Annotated in this window: 21 protein-coding genes; 16 read left to right on the top strand and 5 right to left on the bottom strand. The window is 71.0% G+C overall.

The window, feature by feature from the left end; translation table 11 throughout:
* Nucleotides 1-96 precede the first annotated feature (96 nt).
* Entirely contained in the window at nucleotides 97-3,213 is a 3,117-nt protein-coding gene (locus ABZ260_RS21385; protein WP_355620254.1) for a hypothetical protein, read from the top strand.
* Nucleotides 3,214-3,352: 139 nt separating this feature from the next.
* On the opposite strand, the gene ABZ260_RS21380 is transcribed toward ABZ260_RS21385, so the two are convergent.
* The gene (locus tag ABZ260_RS21380; RefSeq protein ID WP_355620251.1) at nucleotides 3,353-3,613 is read right to left on the bottom strand and encodes a DUF2530 domain-containing protein; all 261 of its coding nucleotides are present in this window, start codon (nucleotides 3,611-3,613) and stop codon (nucleotides 3,353-3,355) included.
* Nucleotides 3,614-3,744: 131 nt separating this feature from the next.
* Between ABZ260_RS21380 and ABZ260_RS21375 the strand changes: the two genes are divergently transcribed.
* From ABZ260_RS21375 to ABZ260_RS21355, 5 genes are all read left to right on the top strand, one after another.
* Nucleotides 3,745-5,214: an NCS2 family permease gene (locus ABZ260_RS21375; protein WP_355620248.1), complete on the top strand. Its 1,470-nt coding sequence runs from the start codon at nucleotides 3,745-3,747 to the stop codon at nucleotides 5,212-5,214.
* A gap of 193 nt (nucleotides 5,215-5,407) precedes the next feature.
* Nucleotides 5,408-5,869, top strand: coding sequence for a MarR family transcriptional regulator (locus ABZ260_RS21370; RefSeq protein ID WP_355557692.1), 462 nt, complete (start codon nucleotides 5,408-5,410; stop codon nucleotides 5,867-5,869).
* Nucleotides 5,870-5,988: 119 nt separating this feature from the next.
* Nucleotides 5,989-7,308, top strand: a complete 1,320-nt coding sequence (locus ABZ260_RS21365; protein WP_355620245.1) for an MFS transporter — start codon at nucleotides 5,989-5,991, stop codon at nucleotides 7,306-7,308.
* Nucleotides 7,262-7,834: an RNA 2',3'-cyclic phosphodiesterase gene (thpR, locus tag ABZ260_RS21360; RefSeq protein WP_355620239.1), complete on the top strand. Its 573-nt coding sequence runs from the start codon at nucleotides 7,262-7,264 to the stop codon at nucleotides 7,832-7,834. The genes ABZ260_RS21365 and thpR overlap by 47 nt, the downstream gene beginning before the upstream one ends.
* 146 nt (nucleotides 7,835-7,980) lie before the next feature.
* Nucleotides 7,981-8,256 carry a transposase gene (locus ABZ260_RS21355; RefSeq protein WP_355620236.1) on the top strand — a complete coding sequence of 92 codons (276 nt, stop codon included), beginning with the start codon at nucleotides 7,981-7,983 and terminating at the stop codon, nucleotides 8,254-8,256.
* Here the strand turns inward: ABZ260_RS21355 and ABZ260_RS21350 are convergent.
* Nucleotides 8,191-8,529, bottom strand: coding sequence for a hypothetical protein (locus tag ABZ260_RS21350; RefSeq protein ID WP_355620234.1), 339 nt, complete (start codon nucleotides 8,527-8,529; stop codon nucleotides 8,191-8,193). The two genes, ABZ260_RS21355 and ABZ260_RS21350, sit on opposite strands and share 66 nt — an antisense overlap.
* A 43-nt stretch (nucleotides 8,530-8,572) precedes the next feature.
* Between ABZ260_RS21350 and ABZ260_RS21345 the strand changes: the two genes are divergently transcribed.
* The 5 genes from ABZ260_RS21345 to ABZ260_RS21325 all read left to right on the top strand — a co-directional run bounded on the left by ABZ260_RS21345 (nucleotide 8,573) and on the right by ABZ260_RS21325 (nucleotide 13,321).
* The gene (locus ABZ260_RS21345; RefSeq protein ID WP_355620231.1) at nucleotides 8,573-10,270 is read left to right on the top strand and encodes an AMP-binding protein; all 1,698 of its coding nucleotides are present in this window, start codon (nucleotides 8,573-8,575) and stop codon (nucleotides 10,268-10,270) included.
* Between the two features lie 114 nt (nucleotides 10,271-10,384).
* Nucleotides 10,385-10,906 carry a zinc-binding dehydrogenase gene (locus ABZ260_RS21340; protein WP_355620228.1) on the top strand — a complete coding sequence of 174 codons (522 nt, stop codon included), beginning with the start codon at nucleotides 10,385-10,387 and terminating at the stop codon, nucleotides 10,904-10,906.
* On the top strand, nucleotides 10,903-11,646 hold the full coding sequence (locus tag ABZ260_RS21335) for an alpha-L-rhamnosidase N-terminal domain-containing protein (RefSeq protein ID WP_355620225.1): 744 nt from the start codon (nucleotides 10,903-10,905) through the stop codon (nucleotides 11,644-11,646). The genes ABZ260_RS21340 and ABZ260_RS21335 overlap by 4 nt, the downstream gene beginning before the upstream one ends.
* A 261-nt stretch (nucleotides 11,647-11,907) precedes the next feature.
* Nucleotides 11,908-12,588, top strand: a complete 681-nt coding sequence (locus ABZ260_RS21330; protein ID WP_355620222.1) for a TetR/AcrR family transcriptional regulator — start codon at nucleotides 11,908-11,910, stop codon at nucleotides 12,586-12,588.
* Between the two features lie 106 nt (nucleotides 12,589-12,694).
* Nucleotides 12,695-13,321, top strand: a complete 627-nt coding sequence (locus ABZ260_RS21325; RefSeq protein ID WP_355620257.1) for an alpha-L-rhamnosidase C-terminal domain-containing protein — start codon at nucleotides 12,695-12,697, stop codon at nucleotides 13,319-13,321.
* Between the two features lie 236 nt (nucleotides 13,322-13,557).
* On the opposite strand, the gene ABZ260_RS21320 is transcribed toward ABZ260_RS21325, so the two are convergent.
* On the bottom strand, nucleotides 13,558-14,526 hold the full coding sequence (locus ABZ260_RS21320) for an aldo/keto reductase (RefSeq protein WP_350915654.1): 969 nt from the start codon (nucleotides 14,524-14,526) through the stop codon (nucleotides 13,558-13,560).
* Between the two features lie 119 nt (nucleotides 14,527-14,645).
* On the opposite strand from ABZ260_RS21320, the gene ABZ260_RS21315 reads away from it, so the two are divergent.
* Nucleotides 14,646-15,779 carry a hypothetical protein gene (locus tag ABZ260_RS21315; protein WP_355620219.1) on the top strand — a complete coding sequence of 378 codons (1,134 nt, stop codon included), beginning with the start codon at nucleotides 14,646-14,648 and terminating at the stop codon, nucleotides 15,777-15,779.
* Between the two features lie 104 nt (nucleotides 15,780-15,883).
* Here ABZ260_RS21315 and ABZ260_RS21310 read toward each other — a convergent pair whose 3' ends face one another.
* Nucleotides 15,884-16,261 carry an STAS domain-containing protein gene (locus ABZ260_RS21310; RefSeq protein ID WP_355620216.1) on the bottom strand — a complete coding sequence of 126 codons (378 nt, stop codon included), beginning with the start codon at nucleotides 16,259-16,261 and terminating at the stop codon, nucleotides 15,884-15,886.
* Nucleotides 16,262-16,588: 327 nt separating this feature from the next.
* Between ABZ260_RS21310 and ABZ260_RS21305 the strand changes: the two genes are divergently transcribed.
* The 4 genes from ABZ260_RS21305 (at nucleotide 16,589) to ABZ260_RS21290 (ending at nucleotide 20,990) form a co-directional block, all read left to right on the top strand.
* A complete protein-coding gene (locus tag ABZ260_RS21305) occupies nucleotides 16,589-17,614 on the top strand; it encodes an NAD-dependent epimerase/dehydratase family protein (RefSeq protein WP_355557709.1) in 1,026 nt (341 codons plus the stop codon).
* A gap of 61 nt (nucleotides 17,615-17,675) precedes the next feature.
* Nucleotides 17,676-18,866: an L-2-hydroxyglutarate oxidase gene (gene lhgO / locus ABZ260_RS21300; RefSeq protein ID WP_355620213.1), complete on the top strand. Its 1,191-nt coding sequence runs from the start codon at nucleotides 17,676-17,678 to the stop codon at nucleotides 18,864-18,866.
* Nucleotides 18,867-18,900: 34 nt separating this feature from the next.
* Nucleotides 18,901-19,608: a response regulator transcription factor gene (locus tag ABZ260_RS21295; RefSeq protein WP_355620210.1), complete on the top strand. Its 708-nt coding sequence runs from the start codon at nucleotides 18,901-18,903 to the stop codon at nucleotides 19,606-19,608.
* Nucleotides 19,608-20,990, top strand: a complete 1,383-nt coding sequence (locus ABZ260_RS21290) for a HAMP domain-containing sensor histidine kinase (protein WP_355620207.1) — start codon at nucleotides 19,608-19,610, stop codon at nucleotides 20,988-20,990. Before ABZ260_RS21295 ends, ABZ260_RS21290 begins: the two co-directional genes overlap by 1 nt.
* A 124-nt stretch (nucleotides 20,991-21,114) precedes the next feature.
* Here ABZ260_RS21290 and ABZ260_RS21285 read toward each other — a convergent pair.
* On the bottom strand, nucleotides 21,115-22,077 hold a 963-nt coding region (locus tag ABZ260_RS21285), incomplete at its 5' end, for an efflux RND transporter periplasmic adaptor subunit (protein WP_355620204.1).

Genomic DNA, 22,077 nt, shown 5'->3' with positions numbered 1-22,077 from the left:
CAGCGGTCCGCCCGGCCGTCGCCGTTCGGGCGCCGCTCCCGTGGTGTCCCGGCCGGGGCGCCTGGCCGCGCGGGCCCCGACCTTTGGAAGATCGCCTTGACTGACATCTTCGGCACCGAACGACTGCGCTCCACCGTCCTGGCCGCCTGGAAGGCGTCGCCCGCGCGTTTCCGCGAGGACGCCAACGCGGAGGAGGACTTCGCGCTCGGCGGCTACCGTGACCGGCTGATCGTCGAGCTCGCCCAGAACGCCGCGGACGCCGCGCTCCGCGCCGGGGTACCGGGAAGGCTACGTCTCTCGCTGCGCGAGGGTGTGCTGTCGGCGGCCAACATCGGCGCTCCCATCGACGCTCACGGGATCGAGGCGCTGTCCACGCTGCGCGTCTCCGCCAAGCGCGGCGACGCCCACGCGGCCGGCCGGTTCGGCGTCGGGTTCGCGGCCGTGGTGTCGGTCTGTGACGAACCGGTGATCGGCTCGCTCGGCTCAGGGGTCGTCCGCTGGTCCCGCGACCAGACCGCCGCCCTGGTGGCCGCCGAGCCCGAGCTGGCCAAGGAGCTCGCCGAGCGCGGAGGGCACGTCCCGCTGCTGCGCCTGCCCTTCCCCGCCGGCCCGGTCGAGATCCCCGCCGGGTTCGACACGCTCGTGCGGCTGCCGCTCCGGGACAGGGCGGCCGAGGACGCGGTCAGAGCGATGTTGCGGGAGACCAGCCCGGCTCTGCTGCTGGGCCTGCCCGCTCTGGAGGTGATCGAGGTCGACCTGGACGGGGAGACGAGGATCGTCACCGCGGAGGGCTGGAAGGTCGTCTCGGCCTCCGGGCGGTTCACCCCCGAGCAGATGGCCGAGCTCTTCGCCGACCGCCCGACCGAGGAGCGCTCCCGGCCGCACTGGCTGGTCCGCTGGGCCGTACCCGTGAGCGAGGCGACCGGGGAGCCCCGGCCGCTGCCCGCGCCGGTGCCGCCCGTGGTGCACGCGCCCACGCCGAGTGACGAGCCGCTTGACCTGCCCGTGCTGTTGATCGCCTCGTTCCCGATGGCCACCGACCGGCGGCACGTCGCACCGGGCCCGCTGGCCGACTTCCTGGTCGAGCGCGCCGCGGACACCTACCTGGAACTGCTCACCGGCCTGCCGCGGACGCCCCGGCTCCTCGACCTCGTCCCCGGCCTGATGGGCAAGGGCGAGCTTGACGCGAGCATCCGCCGGGCGATCCTGCGCAGGCTCCCAGACGCCCCGCTGCTCCCCGCGCTCTCCCTGCCGGCCGACCAGGGTTCCGAGGCCGGAGCCTCGCCCCTGCTTCCCGACGACCTCGCGGAGAGCGCCGGCGCGGCCTGGGCTCCGCCCGCGGTCGGCACGGACCTGGTCATCTCGGGGCGGCAGGCGTCCGTGGTCACGGCCACGGCCGAGCTGCTGGAGAGGGTCGCTCCGATGATCGGTGGGCTGCTGCCCGCGGGGTGGCCGTCACGGCATCCGGCGATCAACGCGCTCGGCGTCAGGCGGGTGCAGCTCTCCGACATCGTGGACATGCTCTCCGGCGACGCCGTCAAGGACAGGGATCCGGCCTGGTGGCGGTCGCTGTACGAGGTGTTGCCCGCCGACGACCCGGAGGCGCTCGGCGCGCTGCCGGTGCCGCTCGCCGACGGCCGCCTGGTCAGGGGGCCGCGCGGCACGCTGCTGCTGACCGACGGCTCCGCGCTGGATCCGGCGGTCCTCGCCCCGCTCGGGCTGCGCGTGGTGCACCCGGACGCGGCCCACCCCCTCCTGCTCAGGCTCGGCGCGGGTGAGGCGACGCCCCGCACGGTCCTGGAGGATCCGCTGACCCGCTCCGCCGTCTCGGAGTCGCTGGAAAGCCCCGCCCCGGAGCCGGTGGCCCAGGCGGTGCTCGCGCTGGTCGACGCCGCGGGGCTGACCGCGGGCGACGCGCCCTGGCTGGCCGAGCTGGCGTTGCGCGGCGCCGACGGTGAGCTGTACCCGGCGGGCGAGCTGCTCCTCGCCGACGGGGCACTGGCCGGGCTGCTCGACGCGGAGACGCACTTCGGCACCGCCGCGCCCGAGCTGGTCGAGCGGTACGGCCGGAGGGTACTCGCCGCGGTCGGGGTGCTCGACGGCTTCGCCGTGGTCAACGATCACGACGTCATGATCGACCCGGACGAGTGCGACCACGACCTCGACCGCGAGGACGAGTGGCTGGAGACGGTCCTCGACCTGCTGCCCGAGATGAACGTGCCGCCGGTCGCCCGGGAGTTCTCCGCGGTCCGGGACCTGGAGTACGTCGCCGACTGGCCCGCCGCCCTCGCTCTGCTGTCCCGCCCGCCGCTCCGCTCGGTACTGCACCCGCTGCGGGTCCTGGTGTCGGGGGAGGTCGTGGAGGTCCCGTCCTACACCGCGTGGTGGCTCTCCACACACCCGGTGCTCGGCGGCAGGCGCCCCACGCAGCTGCGGCTCCCGGCGGGTGACCCGCTGCTGTTCGGCCTGTACGGGGACGCCCCGGCGGATGTCGACGAGGCCGCGCTGGCGATGATCGGCGTCCGGAGCACGCTGGCCGACCTGCTCGCCTCCCACGGAGGCCCGGACGAGCTGCTCGATCTGCTGGGCGACCCCTCCGTGGAGGTCGACCGGGCGCAGCTCCGCTCCCTGTGGGTGGCCCTCGCCGCCGTCGACCCCGCCCGCGTCGCGCCCCCGCGCGCCGTCCGCGCGGTCCTGGGTGACGAGATCGTCGTCGTCGACGCCGCTGACGGCCGGCCGGTGTCCGCCGACGCCGGTTCGGGGAACGAGGGCGCGGGCGAGCCGGTCGTGGTCGAGGCGCCAGACCTGCTGCCGCTCGTCGCGGGACGGCCGTTGATCCTGGCCCCGTTCGACCTGGCGGAGGCGCTCTCCGAGCTGCTCGACCTGCCGCTGGCCGGTGAGGAGGCGGCTGGGGAGGTGACGTCCTCGGGCGAGGTCCGCGACGTCCCGCCCGCTGTACGGTCGCTGCTGCCGACCGCGCCCGCGAGCTACGTGGCGCACGAGCGGCTGCTGGTGGACGGTGTCCCCGCGGCCTGGCGGTTCTTCGAGGGCACGGTGCACGCCTCGGATGTGGAGGGGCTGGCGCGCGGGCTCGCCTGGGCGTCCGGCCAGTGGGGCGACCGGCTCGCGGTGGCGGCGCTGCTGCGCGATCCCGCGGCGGTGCCGCTGCTGCTCGCCGAGGCCGACCTGGACAGCTGGACCGCCTCGACCTAGGGGCTCGACCTGGACGATCGTCTCGGGCGCGCGCCGGGTGACACGTCCGCCGACCTTCGTCAGGTCACGCTCGCACCGGTTCCGGGCACGCTGCCGGAATCGGCGCGGGCGTGGCCGGCACGGGGACCGGTAGAGCGGCTCAGAGGATCGCCGTGGTGGGCTCGATCGGACCCTCGGACGGGGGCGGGGGGCGGCGGTCGCGGCGGCGTACGAACCAGAGGCCGAAAAGGCCGCCGCAGATGCCCGACACGCACATCCAGATCCACCAGCGGTGCTCGGGGTCCGGCTGCACGACCAGGAGGACGACCAGGGCGACGGCCCACAGACCCGTACCCGTGAGGATCGTGAGCGTGTCGTTGGTCTTCAACGGTTGCAGATCCGGACGTCGTGGCTGGTTCACGCGCTCCAGACTAGGCGACGGTGTCTCACTGTTCGCAAAACGGATTACGTGAAGGCGCGAATCCATCTCGAAACCATCACCATCGGCAACCGGGTCTTCCCGAAAGAGGCACTCGCTGTCACTCTGCGTGAGTGAAAGATAGTAAAACCTCCCAAATAAGTGGACTTGACCGTTTCTTCCACATCTCCGACCGGGGCTCCTCCGTGGGTCGGGAGGTGCGTGGTGGGTTCGCCACGTTCTTCACGATGGCCTACATCGTCGTGCTCAACCCTCTGATCATCGCTACCGTCCCGGACGTCGAGGGCCAGTTCATCGGCGACGGAAGTGTGCCCAACGTCCCGCTCGTCGCGGCCGGTACCGCCTTTGTGGCGGGAGTGCTCAGCATCCTGATGGGGGTCATCGGCAAGGTCCCCTTCGCGATGGCCGCGGGCCTCGGCCTGAACGCCTTCGTCACCTTCGGCATCGCCTCGCAGATGTCCTGGGAGTCGGCGATGGGCCTGGTGTTCCTGGAGGGCGTGATCATCGGGATCCTGGTGCTGACCGGGTTCCGCACCGCCGTGTTCAACGCCATCCCACCCCAGCTCAAGACCGCGATCAGCGTCGGCATCGGCCTGTTCATCGCCCTGATCGGTTTCGTGGACTCGGGCTTCGTCCGCCGGGTGGCCGCAGGACCGCCTCTGGAGCTCGGCATCGCGGGTTCGCTGGCCAGCTGGCCGATCTTCGTCTTCGTGGTCGGCCTGCTGCTGATGGTGGTGCTGGTGGCGCGCAAGACGAAGGGCGCCATCCTGATCGGCATCATCGCCACGACGGTTCTCGCGATCATCGTCCAGGCCGTCACCAAGGTCGGCGCCGCGACGGTGCCGGGACAGGACCCCAACCCGGCGGGCTGGCAGCTCGTCGTTCCGGAAATGCCCAAGGAGATCTTCGGGTTCCACAACCCGCTGGTGCTGTTCGCGGAGTTCGACCCGATCGGCGCCTTCGGCTCGGTCTCGGTCATCGTGGCCCTGCTGCTCATCTTCACCCTGCTGATCACCGACTTCTTCGACACCATGGGCACGATCGTGGGCGTCGGCGGACAGGCCGGGCTGGTCAAGGAGGACGGCACCCTGCCCAGGACCCGGGAGATCCTTCTCGTCGACTCGATCGGCGCGGCGGCCGGAGGTGCGGCCTCCGTCTCCTCCAACACGACCTACATCGAGTCGGCCGCGGGTGTCGGCGAGGGCGCGCGCACCGGCCTCGCCAGCGTCGTCACCGGTGCCCTGTTCCTGCTGGCGATCTTCTTCTCACCGCTCGTCGCCGTCGTCCCCTACGAGGCCGCCGCCCCCGCCCTGGTCGTGGTCGGCTTCCTGATGATGACCTCGATCCGGGAGATCGACTTCACCGACTACGAGATCGCCATCCCGGCGTTCCTCACGATCGTCCTGATGCCGTTCACCTACTCGATCGCCACCGGTATCGGCGCGGGCTTCGTCACCTTCGTGCTGATCAAGCTGATCAAGGGCAAGGCCCGCGAACTGCACACGCTGATGTGGATCGTCGCTGCGCTGTTCGCCGTCTACTTCGCCCTCGGCCCGATCAAGGCCCTGCTCGACCTGGGCTGAGCAGTGGTGCGGAAGCCGTCGTGGTGCTCGATTTTGTCGGCCACCATGGCGGCTTTCGCGTGTCAAGGGCGACTGCTTCACGCCAAGATTGGCGAGCCCTGGCCGTCCGGCGTGCCGTACGGCCCGCGTCGAGAAGTAAACCCCCTGGAGGGAATCACGTGCAGTCGTATATAGTTAGCAAAGGTAATGACTTATGCTAACGAATCACCCCAAGAAGGATCACGTCGCGATCCTGCGAAGCGACGCCGGTCTGGCTTCGGCCCTGCGCGTGTCTCTGGCACGACTGAACAGGCGCCTGCGCAGGCAGGCCGCGGTGCACTCGCTGACGCCCACCCAGCTCGCGACCCTCGCCGCCGTGGAACGGCATTCCGGGATAACCCCCGGAGAATTGGCCGATCTAGAGAAGGTGCAACCGCCCTCGATGACCCGCGTGATCGCCGTGCTGGTCGAGCGGGGGCTGGTGTCGCGTACACCGCACCCGACCGACCGGCGCCAGGTGACCGTGAGCGTGACCGACCAGGGTTCGGCACTGCTGAAGGAGGAGCGCCGTCTCAAGGAGGCGTGGCTGACGCGGCAGCTGAAGGAGCTGACACCCGAGGAGAGGGCGACGCTCAGGCAGGCGGCCCCGATACTGGAGAAGCTCAGCCGGATCTAGCCGACCCCGAGGAACCCGGGGCCCCGGCGGTCCCGCGTGACGCCGGGGCGTCCGCCGTGCCAGGCGGAAAGTCCAGGAGAAGGCTCGGACTGAGGGCGCGGATGCGGCGGCGGGCCGTGATGACCGCCACCGTGAACGAGCTCCAGGCCACCGAGAGTGGATCGGCCCAGGCCGTGCCCGAGACGCGGGACGGGATGTTCCGGTCGCTCCGCGTCTACAACTACCGGCTGTTCGCGGCCGGAGGCGTGGTCTCCAACGTCGGCACCTGGATGCAGCGCACCGCGCAGGACTGGCTGGTGCTCGACCTGACGAAGGGCAGCGCCGCCGCGCTGGGCCTGACCGTCGCGCTGCAGTTCCTGCCGCTGCTGCTGTTCGGCCTCTGGGGCGGCATGCTCGCCGACCGCTACCCCAAGCGGTCGCTGCTGATCGTCTGCCAGTCGCTGATGGGCCTGCTCGCGCTCACCATGGGTGTGCTCACCGTGACCGGCTCGGCCCAGGTCTGGCAGGTCTACGTGATGGCCTTCACGCTCGGCCTCATCGCCTGTGTCGAGGTGCCGACCCGGCAGGCGTTCGTCGTCGAGATGGTCGGCCGCAAGGACCTGTCCAACGCGATCGCGCTGAACTCGTCGAGCTTCAACCTGGCCCGCGTGGTCGGCCCGGCCGTCGCCGGTGTCCTGATCCACGCACTGGGCGGTACCGGTCCGATCTTCCTGATCAACGCGGTGTCGTTCGCCGCGGTGCTCAGTGGGCTGCTGCTGATGCGCACCTCCCAGCTGACCACCCCGGAACCGGTGCCCAGGGGGAAGGGCCAGCTCCGCGAGGGCCTGCGCTACGTGATGGCGCGGCCTGAGCTGCTCATGCCGATCCTGCTGATCGCCTTCGTCTCGATGTTCACGCAGTCGTTCTCGATGTCGATAGCGCTGATGGCGCGTGAGATCTTCGGGGCCGGTGCCTCCTCGTTCGGGGTCGCCTCCAGCATGTTCGCGGTCGGAGCGCTGGCGGGTGCCCTCGTGGCGGCGCGGCGGGTCAAGCCGAGCAGGCGCCTGCTGGTCGCCGGCGCCGTCACGTTCGGCCTGTTCCAGATCGCCAGCGGCCTGGCGCCCTGGTATCCGCTCTACCTGATCCTGCTCGTGCCCGCCGGCATCGCGCTGATCTCGGTGAACACCGCGGCCAATGCCAGCGTGCAGCTGGCCACCTCACCGGAGATGCGCGGCCGGGTGATGGGGATCTACGTGCTCGTGTTCACCGGGGGAGCCCCCCTCGGCGCGCCGCTGCTCGGCTGGATCTCCGAGCTGGGCGGGGTGCGTACCGGAGTCGTGATCGGCGGGGTGCTCACCCTGATCGGTGCCGCTGCGGCGACAATGCTGACAAGGCTGATCAGCAGGAGGTCGCATGCGGCTGTTCGTGGGATTACCGCCGCCGGCGCCGGCGCGGGATGAGCTCGTCCGCGCCCTCGCACCTCACCTGGTGCGATGGCCGGGGCTGCGCTGGCTGGACGCGGAGAACTGGCACGTGACGCTGGCGTTCCTGGGGGAGGTGCCCGACCGGGTACTGCCCGAGCTGCGGACGCGCCTCGCCAGGGCGGCCGCGCGGCACGCTCCGATGACGCTGTCCTTCGCCGGCGCCGGCGCGTTTCCCTCAGCGGGCAGGGCTCGGGTCTTCTGGACCGGGCTGTGCGGTGACCTCCCCCGGCTGGGCCGCCTGGCCGATTCCGTGGCGGCCGGGGCGCGCCGCGCCGGAGCCGGACAGGCGGAGCACCGGAGGTTCACACCGCATCTGAGCCTGGCCAGATGCCGCCCCGAGACGGACATCGGTCCCCTGGTCGAGGCGTTCGGGCCGTTCTCCGGCACCGAGTGGGAACTGGAGACGGTGCACCTGATACGGAGCAACCTCGGAGCCAGGGTCCGCTACGAAACGGTTGAAGAATGGGACCTGGCGGCACGGGCACCTCGTGGGCAGGGCTAGGCTCCAGGGCGTGGATCGTCCCCGTCGCTGGCTGCTGCCCACGGTGCTCGTGCTTCTCGTGCTCCTCGTGGTGATCGGCGCACTCGTGTCCTAGGGTCTGTATGGAGTTGAGATCAGGGGATTCGCCTGCCTGGTAGGCCATCGCCATGGCGCGTGGAGACCTCACCGGCGAGGAATGGTCCTTGATCGAGCCTCACCTGCCCCTGGGGGAGCGAGGCCCGATCCCGGACCTGCGGCAGCGGTTCAACGCCGTGATGCGGCGGTTTCGCACCGGCAGCCCGTGGCGGGACCTGTCCGCCGAGTATGGGCCGTGGTCCACTGAAGCGCTCATGCGGATTCAGGCAGAGGGCATCAGGTCACGGCGGCGCCGTGGTCAGGGTGACGGCCGGCATGGTCAACCCCAGCAGCGGCACCCCCGATGACGAGGCGCCGTGCAGGGCGCCCAGCAGGCCGAAACCGATCGCGAAGCCCGCGAGCGTGCCCCGGTGCAGCCGCCCGGCCAGGCCGAACGCGCCCGGCGGCCCTCCGGTGGCGGGCCCCTGACGGGCGGCCACCAGGTCGTCGGCGCCGTCCCCGGCACCCGTCCTGACGTCCGCCTCGGCCTCGGTCGGCGCCCCTCCCCCGCTCCCGTCATCGTTTCCCGGCCCGCGGCGGACTACCCGGGCACAGACACTCCTTGACCCGCACCGGACCATATGGTTAGCGTATCGCTAATAAAGTCGGACTTTAGGGGAGTCGATGCCAACCGAAGCCCATTTCGCCAGCATCTGGGAGGCCACGGCTGACGCCATCGGCGACCATGTCGCGGTCAGCCACGGGGACCGCGCGATCACCTGGGCCGGGTACGAGGAGCGGGCGGCGCGGCTTGCCTCGGCCCTGGTGGAGTCCGGCCTTCGCCCCGGCTCCAAGGTGGGCCTGTACCTGTTCAACACGCCGGAGTACCTGGAGGCGCAGTTCGCCGCGTTCAAGATCCGGGCGGTGCCGGTCAACGTCAACTACCGGTATCTCGACGACGAGCTGTGGTACCTGCTCGACAACGCCGACGCCGAGGCGGTGGTCTTCGACGCCGCGCTCGCCGGCCCGATCGGACGGGTCCGGGACCGGCTTCCCCAGGTCCGGCTGTGGATCCGGGTCGGCGACGACGGAGACGCCACCGAGGGGGACGTCGGGGTGCCCTACGAGCAACTCGTGTCCGCGCACCAGCCCGCCCCCCGGATCAACCGCGACCCCGACGACGTCTACATGCTCTACACCGGCGGCACGACCGGCATGCCCAAGGGCGTCATGTTCCCCATGGGGGAGTTCACCCGGCGCTGGATCGCCAACGCGGCGGGGCTCCTCGGGCAGCCGGACGTGGACGACCCCGCCTGGGCCGTGGCGACCGCCGCCGCGCTGGCCGAGCAGGGGACGCTCCCCCGGTTCGTCCCCGCCTGCCCGCTGATGCACGGCACGGGCATGTGGCTCGGCGTTCTCGTGCCGCAAATGGTCGGAGGGCGGGTCGTGCTGCTGCCCGGCCGCGGCTTCGACGCCGACGAGCTGTGGACGACCGTCGGGCGGGAGGCCGCCAACGGGATCGTCATCGTCGGTGACGCGTTCGCCCGGCCCATGCTGCGCGCGCTGGAGTCGGCGCAGGCCGCCGGCCGGCCCTACGACGCCTCATCGGTGCAGCTCGTCCTCTCCTCCGGGGCGATGCTCAGCGCCGGCGTCAGGCAGTCCCTGGTCGAACGGCTCCCGGCGGGCGCCGCGATCGGCGACATGATGGGCGCCACCGAGGGGCCGGGCGGCTCGGCGGTGTCCACGCGCGACCAGTCACCGGGCACCGCGCGCTTCCTGCCGACACCCGACACGAAGGTCTTCACCCCGGACTGGCGGGAGGTGGTGCCGGGCTCCGGCGAGCAGGGCATGCTGGCGGTGAGCGGCGCGGGCAACGTGCCCATCGGCTACTACAAGGACGAGGAGCGTACGGCGCGCCTGGTGAAGGTGGTCGACGGTGTCCGCTACTCCGTTCCCGGCGACTGGGCACAGGTCGAGGCCGACGGGACCGTGTCCCTGCTCGGCCGCGGCTCCGGCTGCATCAACACCGCGGGCGAGAAGGTCTACGCCGAAGAGGTCGAGGAGACCGTCAAGCTCCACCCCGCCATCGAGGACTGCCTCGTCTTCGGGGTGCCCGACGACCGGCTCGGCCAGCGCGTGGTGGCGCTGGTCTCCTCCCGTACCGGCCCGGCCGTCTCCGGCGACGACGTCACGGACTGGACCAGGAAACGGCTGGCGGGCTTCAAGGTGCCCAAGGAGGTGCACGTCGTGGAGACCATGCCGAGGGCGGCGAACGGCAAGGCCGACCTGCGCACCGCCCGTGCCCTGTTCGCCGAACTCGCCGGTTCCCCCGCCGGAGCGGGCCGCGGCGAGGTGACCACGGAAGGAGCCCGGCGGTCATGAAGGCGCTCGTCTACCACGGCCCCGAGGACCTGCGCTACGAGACGGTGCCCGATCCCACGCCGTACAACCGGGCCGGAGCCGTCGTCCGGGTCACCCACGCCGGCATCTGCGGCAGTGACCTGCACATCCGGCCTGGTGGCCGTGCAGGCGGCCTGGCTGCAGGGCGCGTCCCGGGTGCTGGCGGTGGACCCGGTGGCCGACCGGCGGGCCAGGGCGCAGCGACTGGGCGCGGAGGCGTTCGACCCCGCCTGCGCGGTGGAGGAGATCCTCGCCCGCGTTACCCGGGGCATGCCGTCCGTGGTCGACACGGCGGGGGTCGACGACTCGATCGATCTGGCACTGCGGGTCGTGGGCCTGCGCGGCACGGTGTCGGTGATCGGGCTGTCGCCGTCACGCCGCTACGCCTATCCGATGCGGCGGGCCCAGATGCTGTCCATCGACTTCCACATCGGCCTGGCGAATGGTGCGGACACGATGGGGTTGTTCCAGCTCATCGCGTCCGGGCGCTTCGACCCCTCGGTGGTCGTCTCGCACCGCCTGCCGCTGTCGGAGGGGCCCGGGGCGTACGAGATGTTCGCCGCCCGCCGCGACGGCGTCACCAAGATCGTGCTCAACCCGTCCGGGGGTGTCGCGTGACGGCGGCACCGACCCGGCTGCGGGTCGAGCACCTGGAGGAGGCCTTCGGCATCACCTGCCGGGCGCCGCGCCTGTCCTGGTGGCTCCCCCTCGGCGCGCGGGTGCAGCGGGTGCAGCGGATCAGGACCGATCGCTTCGACTCCGGGCGGGTCGAGTCCGGGCGCAGCGTCCTCGTGCCCTACGGCGGACCGGCGCCGGTTTCCGGGGAGCACACGTCCTGGCAGGTCAAGGTGTGGACCGACCTCGGGGAGAGCCCGTGGTCGGCGGCGGCGCACTGGGAGACGGGCCTGTTGCGGGCCACCGACTGGTCGGCTGCCTGGATCAGCCCGGTGGAGGAGGAGATCGCCGCGCCGGGATCGCGCCCCGGGTATCTGCTGCGCCGGGAGTTCGTGCTCGCCGCCCCCGCCGCCCGTGCCCGCGCCTACGCGACCGCGCACGGGATCTACGAGCTGTTCGTCAACGGCGTACGCGCCGGAGACGCGGAGCTCACCCCCGGCAGCACGGCCTACCACACCAACCTGCACGTGCAGACCTACGACGTGACCCACCTGCTCCAGGAGGGCCACAACGTGATCGGCGCGGTGCTGTCGGACGGGTGGTTCCGGGGCCAGAACGGCTTCTCCCGCCATGCCGGCTGCTTCGGCGACCGCCTGGCGTTCCTGGCCCAGATCGAGGCCGAACTCGCCGACGGCACGCGGGTCACCAAGACGACCGGGCCGGGCACGACCGGGCAGCGGTGACGGCCCGCCGCTCCACCGACCGGCGTTTCGCCTGGCTCGCGACATGGTCCGGCGTCCGCACCGGACCACGGCGGGGCCCGGGGGCCCGCCCGATGCGCGGGCACCGGCTTGCTGGTCACGATCGTGGGCGCGGCCAGGCCGGTGATCGCGAAGATCGGCGGCCGCTTCCCCGCGCGCCGAGGTCCGGCCCGTGCCTCGCCTCGAACTCCCGGGACCGAGGCACGGCGGGCCATCCGATTGGCGATCCGCTAAACTCTGGTCGTGGCAGACGCATCGTCAGCGCCCGAGGGCGCGACCCCCAGTACGGAAGAGGCTCAGACAGACGGCACCGACGGCGGCGGCGCGGCGGCCCGGTCCCGGCGCAGGCGACGGCCGGATCGGGCGGTCACCGAGGCGGCCCTGCGCCAGGCCGCCCTGCGCCTGCTCGACCGCGACGGTGTCCTGACCGGGCTGAGCCTGCAGGACGTGGCCGACGAGGCGGGCGTCAACCGCGGGCTGATCCACCACTACTTCGGCAGCAGGCGCACCCTGGTGCGCTCGGCACTGGACCACGAGATGGTCGAACTCGCCAAGAAGGCGGGCGACCAGTCCGCGGTCAATCCGATGCACCGGGGCGCGCGCAGCTTCAGGACACTGGCGAGCGAGTCACGCCTCGCCGAGATCGTGATGCTGCTGGCCCTCGACCGCGACGAGCAGCTCCATCCGATCCCGTACTACGAGGAGGTGATGGAGATCCTCCGGGCCGAGCAGGAGGCCGGCGTCTGGCACGACGACGTCGACGTGCAGGCACTGCTCGCCGTGTGGGTGAGCCTGCTGTTCGGTTACCTCATGCTCCGCGAGCCGATGGCCCGGCAGATGGGCATGCCGGTGAAGTCGCTGGACGCCCGCACCCTCACGACCATCGGCCGGCTCTTCGACCCTTTGCTGGAGGCGGAGAAGTGACCGGCTGACCCCGGCACCCTCGGCATCCCGACTCGTCGAACCCGGCCTCCGGTCTCCGGGACCTCGCCGGCCCACCGCACCCGTGGGTCCTCCTCATCCCGTGACCATGGGGGCCACCACGATCTGGGAGCGCTGGGACAGCCTGCTGCCCGACGGCACGGTCAACCTCGGTGGCATGACGTCCTTCAACCACTACGCCCTGGGCGCGGTCGCCGACTGGCTGCACCGCACGCTCGCCGGGCCGGCCCCGGCCGAACCCGGCTACCGCACGCTGGCCATACGGCCCCGTCCGGGCGGCGGCCTGAGCCACGCGAGCGCCCGGCTCCGCACCCCGTACGGCACGGCCGCCTCCGCCTGGCGGATCGAGGACGGTCAGATCACCGTCGAGGCCGTCGTCCCGGCCAACACCACCGCCGAGGTCACCCTGCCGGGCGGCGAACGGCTCACCGTCGGCTCGGGCCGCCACCGCTGGACCGTCGAGCACGACCGGCGTGCGGACCTTGCCCCGCTGACGCTGGACAGCACCCTCGGCGAGGTCTCCGACCGGCCGGGCGCGCTCGCGATCCTCACCGGGGCGCTGGTCCGGCGGGTGCCCGAACTCGCCGACCACCTGAAGCACGGCACCGGGACCGAGGCACAGGACACCACCGTGCGGCAGGCCCTGGCCCTGCTGCCCGAAAACGAGTCCGTCCTCGCCGAGATCGAGGAGGGGTTCGCTGCCCTGCCCCGCTGAGCCGCCCGGCCGGGCAGGCGATTCGGCATCCGGCTAGCCGGTGTCCCTTGGATCTGCTGCCCACTGCGGTCAGGCGGGGCCTCGTCGCGTCGTCGGTCACCGCGGCTCCCTCCACGCCTCACGAGAGGCCCGCTGACCGAGCCTGGCCACGGCGAGATCCGCGGGACAGGGGCTCTGGCCGCCCACCGGCGGCTTGGCCCGGCGACCGCGCGGGGGGTCACCGTTTCGGGCACCGCCTACCAGGCGTACTCCTCCGGCGCCGTCTTGAAGCCGGGGAAGATCTCGTCCAGGCGGGTCAGGGCCTTCTCGTCCAGCGCGATCTCCAGCGCCTTGGTGGTGCCGTCGAGCTGGTCGAGCGTGCGCGGCCCGATGATCGGCGCGGTGACGACCTGCTGGTGGAGCAGCCAGGCCAGCGCGAGGTTGGCCGGGTCCACACCGAGCTCGTCCGCGAACGCCTCGTAGCGCTCGATCTTGTCGCGGTGCTTCTCCAACTGGGCGGTGATCTGCTCCGAGGCCGACCGGCCCTTGTCGATCTTCTTGAGGATGCCGCCGAGCAGGCCGCCCGCGAGCGGGCTCCACGGGATCAGACCCAGGCCATAGTCCTCGGCCGCCGGGATGACCTCAAGCTCGGGGGCGCGGACGATCAGGTTGTAGTGGGACTGCTCGGAGACCAGGCCGAGAGTGTTGCGCCGCCGCGCGCTCTCCTGGGCCTTGGCGATGTGCCAGCCCGCGAAGTTGGACGACCCCACATACAGGATCTTGCCCTGCTGCTTGAGGATGTCCATGGCCTCCCAGAACTCCTCGAACGGGGTGTTCCGGTCGATGTGGTGTGCCTGGTAGAGATCGATGTAGTCGGTCTGCATCCGCTTCAGCGACGCGTCGGCGGCGCGCCGGATGTTGAGCGCGGACAGCCGACCCTCATTGGGCCAGTCCCCCATGTCACCGTAGAGCTTCGTGGCGATCACCGTCTTCTCGCGGCGCTCGCCTCCCTTGGCGAACCATCGGCCGATGATCTTCTCGGTGATGCCCTCGCCCTTCTTCCAGCCGTACACGTTGGCCGTGTCGAAGAAGTTGATCCCCAGCTCATGGGCGTGGTCCATGATCGCGAAGGAGTCTTCCTCCGAGGTCAAGGGGCCGAAGTTCATCGTGCCCAGGCAGAGGCGGCTGACCTTCAGGCCGGTACGGCCAAGCTGCGTGTATTCCATGCGCCCCACACTAAATACCTGGAGTGCACTCCAGGCGAGAGGATCAGCGGGGAAATCCGTGTCGGCCGGCCCCGTCGCGTCTGTGATGCCCGCCGGTCCCGCCGGGGCATGATGGCTGGATGCTGAGTAAGCCGGGGGAAGTCTTGGTTCGCGCGTTCGCGGTGGTCGGCCTGACCGCGGCCATGGCCTTCACGGGGCAGAGCGCATCGGTGGGCGATGGGCGGGCGGCATGGGCCGACGCGGGTCAGCGCACGGGGCAGGGGGTGCCGGCGGACGGTGAGGAGCGGATCCTCTTCCGTTTCAAGGACAGCCGGATCAGCGAGTCGAGCGGGCTGGCGGTCTCGCCGACCCACGAGGACGTCTACTACACGCACAACGACAGCGGCGCCGGGCCGGTCTTCTACGCGGTCGGTCCCAACGGTCAGACCCGCGCGACCTTCACCCTGCGGGGGGCGGAGGCCCGCGACTGGGAGGGCATGGCCGCCTCCATCGACCAGAAGACCGGCCGGGGGGTGCTCTGGTTCGCGGACATCGGCGATAACTTCGACGGGGCCTGGCCTGATGTCTCGGTATACAAGGTCGCGGAGCCCACGGTGCTGAGCGACGCCGTCGTCCCCGCCGTGCGCTACCGCTTCCGCTACGAGGACGGCGGGCACAACGCGGAGGGCATCATGGTGAACCCCCGCACCGGGCGCCTCTACATCGTGACCAAGCAGTTCGCCGGCGCTGTCTACGAGGCACCGAAACGGCTGCGCACCGACAGGGTCAACGTGCTCCGCAAGGTCGGCCCGGCGCCCATCATGGCCACCGACGCCGCCTACGCCCCCGACGGGTCGAGCTTCGTGATCCGGACCTACTTCTCCGCCACGGTCTACCGTGCTCCCGGCGAACAGATCACCCGGGTGACGATGCCGCAGCTGGAGCAGGCCGAATCGATCACCTACACGCGTGACGGCAGGTACCTGCTGACCGGTAGCGAGGGGAAGCGCAGCCCGGTCTACCAGGTGCCGCTGCCCGAGGAGGTTCTCCGTGAGGCGGCTCCGGAACCCACGACCGCCCTGCGGCGGGCGGCTCCCACACCGGCTCTCACGCCGGATCCCAAACTGGCCCCCACGCCGGTCGCCGGGGCGAAGGCCGAACAGGACGACACCGGCGAGGACGCGGGGGTGCCGACCTCGGCCGTGCTTCTCTGGCTGGCCATCGCCGCGGGCGCCACGGGCACCATCACCCTGATCGCCCGTAACACCCGCTGAGAGATGATCGGGCCGTCTCGGCTGGTTCGGTCGGGAAGTTGCGGGGGTGGGCGTTTGATCGTCCGCAACGTCTGCTGAGAGGTGATCGGGCCGTCTCGGCTGGTTCAGTCGGGAAGTTGTGGGTGGTGGGGGGAGGTATGGGACAGGGAGGCCGCCACGTCGGCGTCGATGGGAAACCAGGCGTGCAGCCCGGTTATCTGCAGAAGACGTTCCAGGACGTCCGACACCTCCGCCAGCCGCAACCAGCCGCCCGCCTCCGAGGTCATGCGCACGCCGCTGAGAAGCACCCGCAGCCCGGTGGAGTCGCAGAAAGTGATCTTCTGGGCGTCGATGACGATCCGGGGGCGGTATTCGGAGACCAGCCGCTCGATGGTCTCCCTGAGTAGTTCGCTGGAGTTGCGGTCGATATCGCCCGCGACGCTGATCACGGTGCAGCCGGCACGCTCGTGGTGGTCGACGCCGATGGAGAGTTCTCTGCTCATCGCCTCGCATTTCCACCCGGTGAAACTGTCGGTTTCGGCTGTCGTCCGACCTGATCAAGGTATACCCCGCCGGACCGCCGGGGTGGGCGACGGGCGGGAGACATGTGCGTAACGGCTACGAGGACCAGCGCTCGTCTCCCGTGCCGCCGACCGGTCCGGAACGTGACTCCATGCCGAAGATGAATGACCGCATCCAGATTTATTGCCCCGACATATTCGGGTATTCCTCAACCGTCCCGGATGGATTTCCGGCAATAGGCAATGATGGTTAAGAACCAGAGGGGTTATCCCTTCTCTTCCAGTGAGGATTGCCGCTAACTTTCGAAGATGCGCGTTCTGGTAACCGGGGCATCAGGTTTCGTCGGCTCGCATGCGGTCGCCGCGCTTCTCGCCGACGGGCACGAGCCGCTTCTTCTCATACGCAATCCAGAGAAAACGCGCGAAGTGCTGGCCGGTGTCGGGGTGACGGATCCGGTTCCCCTGCACAGGGCCGATATCCGCGACACGGCGGCCGTGCGGGACGGGCTCGAACAGTGTGACGCGGTCATTCACGCCGCCGCGGAAATCGGGGTCATCGGCCGTGTCGGCGACCTGGCCGGTACGAATGTGACCGGAGCGAAGAACGTCCTCGGGCAGGCCGTCGAACTCGGTCTCGACCCGGTCGTGCACATCTCGAGCATCGGCGTCTTCGTGCCCCCGACCGGCCCGGTGATCACGACCGAGAGTCCGCTTTCCACGCCGAGGAACGAGTACGGCAGAAGCAAGATCTCCGCCGAGCACTACGCCAGGCGGCTCCAGGAACAGGGGATGCCGGTCACGATCGTCTACCCGGCGGCGGTCGCCGGACCGTGCCAGCCCGCGCTGGACGCGCTGATGGACGGGCTGCGCGCGGGGCTGGAACAGGGATGGCCGATCACCGCCGGTGGCGTCGGCGTCGTCGACGTACGGGATCTGGCTCTCATACTCGCCCGCTGCCTCGAACCGGGACGGGGACCTCGCCGGTTCATGCTGGGCGGGCACTACCTCACCTGGGCGCAGCTCGCCGACGTCTGCGACGAGGTGACCGGGAACCGCTGCCGGAGGTTCCGGGTCCACCGCTCGGTGCTGCGCGGCGCGGCGGCCGTGGTCGACGCGATGAAACTGATCAAGGAGATCGACTACCCGCTGACCAGGGACGCCGTCGAGATGATGGTCACGATGGTCCGCGCGTACGACACCCCGACCCTTGAGGCGCTCGGCGTGGGGCTGCGGCCGGTCCAGGAGACCGTCACCGACTCGCTGCGCTGGCTGGCGCAGGAAGGGCACCTTGGTCTGGACAAGGTCGGCAGGCTGGCGGGTAGTGTCACGCGGTAACGCGATCCCTCCAGCGCGACAGGGGTGGCGGCGGTGACCACCTCACAGTCAGGAGTCGACGATGGACGTCGGGGTCGTGGGTGCGGGGATCGTCGGGTTGGCCGTGGCCAGGGAGGCGGCGCTGACCCGCGGGGCCAGGGTGACGGTGCTGGACAAGGAGGACCGCGTCGGAGCCCACCAGACCGGGCACAACAGCGGCGTCGTTCACGCCGGGATCTACTACCGGCCCGGCTCGCTCAAGGCCACGCTCTGCCGTGAGGGTGTGGCACTGCTGCGGCAGTACTGCGCCGAGCACCGCATCCCCTACGACGAGGTCGGCAAGCTCGTCGTCGCCTCGACCGCGGCCGAGCGGCCCGAGCTGCGACGGATCGCCGAGCGGGCCCGTGCGAACGGGGTTCCCGGCATCGCCGAGCTGGACGCGCTGGCCCTGCGGGAGGTCGAGCCGCACACCGTCGGCACGGGTGCCGTGCACTCCCCGCGCACCGCGATCGCCGACTTCCCCGCCGTCGCCAGGCGTCTGGCCGCGGATGTGGAGGAGAACGGCGGATCGGTGCTGCTCTCACATCCGGTGCGCGCGGTACGGGAGACCGCGAGCGGGGTGAAGGTCCTGGCGGGGGAGCGGACGCTGAGCTTCGACCGGCTGATCGTCTGTGCCGGGCTCGGTACCGACACCGTCGCACGGATGGTCAAGGCCGCCGGGGACGTGCGGATCGTCCCTTTCCGCGGTGAGTACTACGCGCTGGCCGGCGCGGCGAAGGACCTGGTCCGAGGGCTCGTCTACCCGGTTCCCGACCCCCGCTACCCGTTCCTCGGCGTGCACCTGACCCGCAGGATCGACGGCGAGGTGCTGGTCGGCCCCAACGCGGTCATGGCGTTGGCGCTGGAGGGCTACTCCTGGCGGGACGTCGACCTGGCGGAGCTGGGCCGGATTCTGGCCTGGCGTGGCACCCGGCGGCTGGCCGCCCGGCACTGGCGGACCGGGATCAGGGAGGTGACCGGTTCGATGGGCAGGAGGTCGTTTCTGAAGGCCGCGCGCCGCTACGTCCCGGCCCTGACCGCCGCCGACCTCGTCAGGACCACCGGCGGCGTTCGCGCACAGGCCGTGGACGCCTCCGGCGGCATGCTGGACGACTTCGCGATCGACGTGCACGGCCGCGTCGCCCTCGTGCGCAACGCCCCCTCACCGGCGGCAACCTCCAGCCTGGCCATTGCCAGACATATTGTGGGGTTAGCCTCTGTGCTGACCAGTTAACTGCTTTCTCATGTGGGCCGGTGAAAATAGACCAGTGACCGACTCACCTGAGGCACGTCTGCTGATCGTCGAGGACGAGCCGAACATCCTTGAGCTTCTGGCCGCGAGCCTGAGGTTCGCCGGGTTCGGCGTCAACACGGCGGGCAACGGCACGGACGCCGTCGCCGCCGTCCAGCGGCACCGGCCCGATCTCATCGTGCTTGACGTGATGCTCCCGGACATGGACGGCTTCGACGTCGTACGGCGTCTGCGCGGTGGTGGCAGCGACACCCCCGTGGTCTTCCTCACCGCGCGCGACGCCACCGAGGACAAGATCCGGGGGCTGACCCTGGGCGGGGACGACTACGTGACCAAGCCGTTCAGCCTGGAGGAGGTCGTGGCCCGGATCAGGGCGGTGCTGCGCCGTACCGGCTCCGGCGACCTCGCCCCCCGCCAGCCCCGGCTCAACTTCGCGGACATCGAACTCGACGAGGAGAGCCACGAGGTGTGGCGCAAGGGCAAGGCGGTGGCACTGTCACCCACGGAGTTCAAACTGCTCCGCTACTTCATGGCGAACGCGGGGCGGGTGCTGTCCAAGGCCCAGATTCTCGACCACGTGTGGGACTACGACTTCCGGGGCGATGTCGGCATCGTGGAGTCCTACGTCTCCGTGCTCCGTCGCAAGATCGACAACACGGACCCGCGGCTGATCCACACGCTGCGCGGTGTCGGATACGTGTTGCGCCTGCCGCCGACGCCGTGATGCTCAACGCGACCCCGCTGCGGGTGAAGCTGATCGCCGTCATCCTGGCCCTGCTGACGATCGCGCTCACCCTCATCGGGATCGGCAGTGTCTCGATCATGCGTGGTTACCTGATCGACCGCGTCGACACCCAGATCGACATGATGGTCGACACCGCGCTGCGCCGGATGAACCGGGGAGTCATGCCGATCGGCAAGCCGCTGTCGCCCGACGCGAGGTTGGAGCTCCACGGCTCCGACGGCAGGACCTTCGACGCCTACAGCGGCGCCGACGTGGAGGGCAAGCCGGGGCCGTCGGTGCCTCAGGGCCAGGACAACCGGCCGTTCGACAGCGGCGGCTGGCGAGCTCGCTCGGTCCCGCTGAGCGGCGGTGGAAATCTCGTCGTCGCCGTTGACATGGCCGAGGTCCGGCAGATCGTCGGCCAGCTGGCGCTGGTGGAACTCCTCGGCGGCGGCGGTCTGATGCTGATGCTCGCCGGGGCCGGGATTTTGATCATCCGCAGGAGCCTGCGCCCGCTGGAGGAGATCGAGCGCACCGCCGAGGCCATCGCCGCCGGAGACCTGAGCCGCCGGGTCCCCGATGCCGACCCGCGCACCGAGGTGGGCCGCCTCGGCCGGTCGCTCAACGGCATGCTCGCCCAGATCGAGACCGCCTTTCGGGCCCGTTCGGAGTCGGAGTCCTCGGCTCGCAGGTCGGAGGAGCGCATGCGAAGGTTCGTGGCGGACGCCTCGCACGAGCTCCGCACGCCGCTGACCTCGATCCGGGGGTTCGCCGAGTTCTACCGGCAGGGGCCGGGAATCGACGCCGCGCCGCTGATGCGCCGGGTCGAGTCCGAGGCGGTCAGGATGGGCCTGCTCGTCGACGACCTGCTGATGCTCGCCCGGATGGACCAGCAACGGCCGCTGGTCATGCGCCCGGTCGACCTGCTCGCCATCGCCGCCGACGCCGTCCACGACGCCCGCATCCTCGCCCCTGAGCGCGAGGTCACGCTCTCGGTGGACGGTTCCGCGCTCATCGTCTCCGGCGACGAGGTACGGCTCCGCCAGGTCGTGGGCAACCTCATGACCAACGCGCTCACCCACACTCCCGAGCGGACCCCCGTGCGGGTGGCGCTCTCCGCCGATGACGGGATGGCCGTCATCGAGGTCGCGGACGAGGGGCCCGGCCTCACCTCCGAGCAGCGCGAACGCGTTTTCGAGCGGTTCTACCGGGTCGACTCCGCCCGGGGGCGCCGCGCCCCCGAGGACGGCGGGAGCGGGCTCGGCCTGGCCATCGTGGCCGCGATGGTCGAGGCCCACGGCGGCAGCGTCGCAGTGGACTCGGAACTCGGCAAGGGCGCGACGTTCCGGGTGCTTCTTCCCCTCGCTCCCGAGTCCGGCTGACCTCCCGTCCGGTACGACGCCGTCTGTTCGGGGGTGTCCTGCCTGGTGTCGCCTGTCCGTTCGGGGTGGGGCCGGGGTGTGGCGGCCCCACCCCGGCTCTCGTGCCGGCGGTGGTCGTCCGGGCTCAGCGGGCGCCGGTGCCGGCCTCCGGCCAGCTGCTGTCGGGGAACTCCCCGCCGGCCGCGCCGCCGGGCAGTACCACCCGGTCGTTCTCGGCCAGCCCTGAGGTGATCTCGACGTACTGGTCGCCCCGGACGCCCGTCTCCACGACCCGCTCGACGCCGCCCTGCACGGTGACCCGGGAGACCCCCGCACTGGTCCTCACCGCCTGGGCCGGGACGTAGAGAGCCTCCGCCGACTTGGCGACGGTCACGGTGACCGAGGCGGTCTGGCCCACCATGAGGTCCGCCGGGGGCTCGTCGAACGCGATCGTGACGCCGTACCTCACCAGGCGGTCCGTGGTGGTCGCGGTGGGGGCGATGCCGGTCACGGTGCCCGTGTACCGCTTCCCCTGCCGGGTGGCCAGGGTGATCGCCGCCTGCTGGCCCAGCTCCAGGCTGCCGATGTCCGACTCGGTGAACAGCGCCTCCACCTGAAGCTCGTCCAGGTCTCCCAGGGTGAGGAACGTCCCGGTGTCCGCGCTGTCGCCGACCGTGCCGGCCACGGACATGACGGTGCCGTCGGCGGGAGCGACGATCCGCACGCCCGCCAGTTCCTCCTTGGCGTCGGTCAGCTCCGCCTGGGCCTGCTTCACGCGGGCCTCGGCCTGCTCCACGCTGAGCGTCCCCCGCCCGGCCCCGTCGGCGGAGGCGCCGGCGCCTCCGCTCTGCCCGGTGTTCGGGGCGGTGCCCTGCTTGGCGGCCTGCCCGGAGTTCCGGCCCGCACCCACACCCGCGCCTGCGTTCGCACCGGCACCCGCGCCCGCACCTGCGTTCGCACCCGCACCCGCACCCGCGCCGGTGTTCGCGCCCGGCTTCGGGGTGGAGCATCCGGTACCGCATCCAACGACGCCGTTTCCGTAGCCGTGTCGTGTTGCGGAGGTACGACCGAGGCCGAGCAGACCGCCCAGACCGAGGGCCGCGGCCAG

The organism is Streptosporangium sp. NPDC006013 (assembly GCF_040614275.1).
Taxonomy (GTDB): Bacteria; Actinomycetota; Actinomycetes; order Streptosporangiales; family Streptosporangiaceae; genus Streptosporangium.
The sequence above is the reverse complement of the archived record's forward strand: the minus strand, read 5'-3'. Positions and strand labels throughout refer to the sequence as shown.